This window comes from Flavitalea antarctica (assembly GCF_054461535.1).
The window spans coordinates 1-3,018 of sequence record NZ_JBTLQG010000082.1 but is presented as its reverse complement, the minus strand read 5'-3'; the positions used below and the strand labels follow the sequence as shown (position 1 = coordinate 3,018).

Here is a 3,018-nt window from a genome sequence, read left to right as displayed (position 1 = left end):
AGCTCCTCATTACCCAAAGAAGGGGAGATATTTTTTAACTAAGAGAATTTGGTGTCCGGCTAAAATGAGCCACCTCAGCTAGCTGATAAACCATATAACCAACAATTTTCAACTAATTATCCAGTTTGTCCGAATTGTAAAATGGTTCAGTCGAATTTTAACGACAATATCAGAACAGGTAAAAAAGAATTACACTTTGTGACATGGCAAGGTTTTGAGGGTTTGACAGATGCTGATAAACTAATGCGAGTAACTGAAGTAGCTCGCAGCATTGCATAAAATAGAGTCATGAAGTCTGATGCAGAGTGAAAATCGCTTTAAAAAGAAGGTGCATTCGAAGATAATGCGAAGGCTGTTTATAACATGAAAACTTCTGTATTCCCCGAACGAACGCACAACATGGTATTGGCAAAAGCGGGCGGCCAGTTGCATGTCGAACAAAAAATCAAGCTGAGCCCGCCTTCGCCAATACTTCCACGTTAGCCGCAAATCCTGTACGAAACCATGAGATCAGCGTTTATTATTACCGCTTTACTTGTACTTTTTTATGTGGGTTGCTGCAGGACCACTAGTTGGGATGTATACCGATACAAAAACAACTTTAATTCGCATAGACAACTATATAATGAGATAATTGAGGGACTAAAGAAAAGCCCAATTAAAATTGGCCGAGCCAACTATACGAATGAACTTCCAGACCACATTCAATCACTTCTTCAGGAACTTGACATAACTAATGTGAGTTCCTATTTCTCAACATGTGAAGGCACAGTAGTGTATCAGTTTGAAAGTAACTGGAGCACGAAAACGCACCTCTATTTTAAGTACAGTACTTGCGAGTTAGAGGAGAGCAAAATTGGTTATCACGCGAAAGTGTCTGATATGATAGAACTTTGGGGCTAGGAAATGGTTGGGTGATGATGATTGACCATGACTTCATTTGAAAACGATCTGCGCCTAACATGGTATTGGCGAAAGCGGGCGGCCAGTTGCGTGTCGGACACAATAGTAAGCTATGCCCGCCTTCGCCAATACTTCCACGTTAGCGGAAACTGCATTCTTTAAATTGCGAAACATGACTAAACAAATTTCCAGGTTATTTCTTGCCATATTTTTTCTTGTGTCATGTCAATCTGAAGTTGGTGACCTTGAAAAATATTATTTAGATAATATTGATATGCACAAAGATGTCTCAGATGTTTTAACAAGTTTTGCAAAATTTCACCAGACAAATATTTTACTAAAACGACCCAATCTTCCAAAAAAAAGAGTTTCATTTTTTATATTGTTTAAATCGGACAACACTTTTTATCCAGTAGATTTTGATTCCTCATTCAATCGCAGTGATCCAAAACCAGATAAAACTTCAAAATTCGAAATTCCGATTAATGCTATTCGGGAATTTGATAAAAGTGGATATGAAATAATTACATCTGACTCTGTTCAAACTGTATTTAGTGGGGGATGGGATGTTAAAAGAAAACCAGGGGCTAAAGCGGATTCGCAATATTTCCTTTTAATCTCGAAAAGCCCAGACGGGCTACGTGAGTGTATAAAAAAGATATCTCCCATAGCTTGTCTGATAAAAGGAGTAACACCATGACAACTCTACCGCTTCCGCTAACATTGTATTGGCAAAAGCGGGCAGCGAATACCATGGCAAACAAAACATCAATTGTTGCCCGCCTTCGCCAATACTTTCACGTTGTAGGCAATACAGTAACAGATTCATAATGGAATTTTCGGATGCGAGAAAAACTGAGCAAAATAACACCAGAAGAATACCTTTATGATGTGGGGTACCCTACTAAAGTCTGGTTTAAAACAGTTTTTATTATTTCGCCTTTACTAATATTATTTGTTTCGTTTCTGTTTAAATCAACTTTAGAGAGTTGGGCGAATAATTTTTCAGTGTTAGGAATAACAATTCTTTTCAGTATTATAATGTCGTTGCCGACACTAGCATTTACGTATTTGGCTTTTTGGATCTGTTTCATATACCGATATTCCCCTAGTTCAGTCAAGCTAATCTGTTGCGGTACATCTTTACTAGGTGTAGCGATAAGTTTTACGTGGCTTGGGGGACAATTGGCATTGGGTCTCATGACAATTTATTCGGCAGGTACTTTGTTGGCCTATCTATGGCAAAAGTTACAGTTGTCGTGAAGAACTGCCTACAACATGGTATTGGCAAAAGCGGGCGGCCAGTTACATGTAGAACAGAATACCGAGTGATGCCCGCCTTCGCCAATACTTCCACGTTGTACGCCATGGCAAGACTACCATACTTAATAATGCTTCTCGCAAGCATCTACTTTATTAGTTGTGAAGAGAAAGAGTCAGGACAAAAATTTAAAGCAATTATTGCAGATACTTCGCTTAGGCATGAAAACGATCTGCTACAAGCCTATCCTGACTTTACACGAAAAGTAAACTTACCTTCGATAGAAAGTGGTGTTGATTCGTTTGAATACAGATTCTGGTTGCATGTTGAGGCTGACATCATAAACCTGATCAGAATTCGGTTTGACAATTCAAGATGGGTATTGACGGAGACGATCATTTACAGCCACATTCCTGCTTACGATTTTGACCGTTTAAGCACAAAAAATCACTTGCTTGAGACTGTTGTTGATAGTACTCATACACGGTCCCTAGTTCCCAAGATTGCAATCAATTCATTTATCGATTCGCTGCAGTCTTACAACTTCGAAGAGGCACCGAGTAACATTCAAATAGCTAGTTCTTTTTCTCTCCCGACAGATGCTCGGACATATACCATCGAATTAGCTGCAAAAAACAGCCATCGAATGATTATATATACCTGCCCTGGAGGGGCCGAGTCGCTGCAGGAATTTCATTCGACTGTTAGCCGTTTTCTCGATTTCATCCAGGTTAATCTAAATATAAAGTTTTCGCCATGTTGACGAATACGGCGTACAACATGGTATTGGCAAAAGCGGGCAGTTAGCACCACGTAATTTGAATACCAAGCTGTGCCCGCCTTCGGCACTACAT

Annotated in this window: 2 protein-coding genes; both read left to right on the top strand. The window is 39.5% G+C overall.

The window, feature by feature from the left end:
- Nucleotides 1-1,075: 1,075 nt before the first annotated feature.
- Nucleotides 1,076-1,603 carry a hypothetical protein gene (locus ACX0G7_RS27260; RefSeq protein ID WP_458926711.1) on the top strand — a complete coding sequence of 176 codons (528 nt, stop codon included), beginning with the start codon at nt 1,076-1,078 and terminating at the stop codon, nt 1,601-1,603.
- Between the two features lie 538 nt (nt 1,604-2,141).
- Nucleotides 2,142-2,927 carry a hypothetical protein gene (locus tag ACX0G7_RS27255; RefSeq protein ID WP_458926710.1) on the top strand — a complete coding sequence of 262 codons (786 nt, stop codon included), beginning with the start codon at nt 2,142-2,144 and terminating at the stop codon, nt 2,925-2,927.
- The last annotated feature ends 91 nt before the right edge of the window (nt 2,928-3,018 follow it).

Excerpts from the sequence above, each read along its gene's own strand:
- ACX0G7_RS27260 (WP_458926711.1), top strand. The coding sequence starts at position 1,076 with ATGACTAAACAAATTTCCAGGTTATTTCTTGCCATATTTTTTCTTGTG.
- ACX0G7_RS27255 (WP_458926710.1), top strand. The coding sequence starts at position 2,142 with ATGGCAAAAGTTACAGTTGTCGTGAAGAACTGCCTACAACATGGTATT.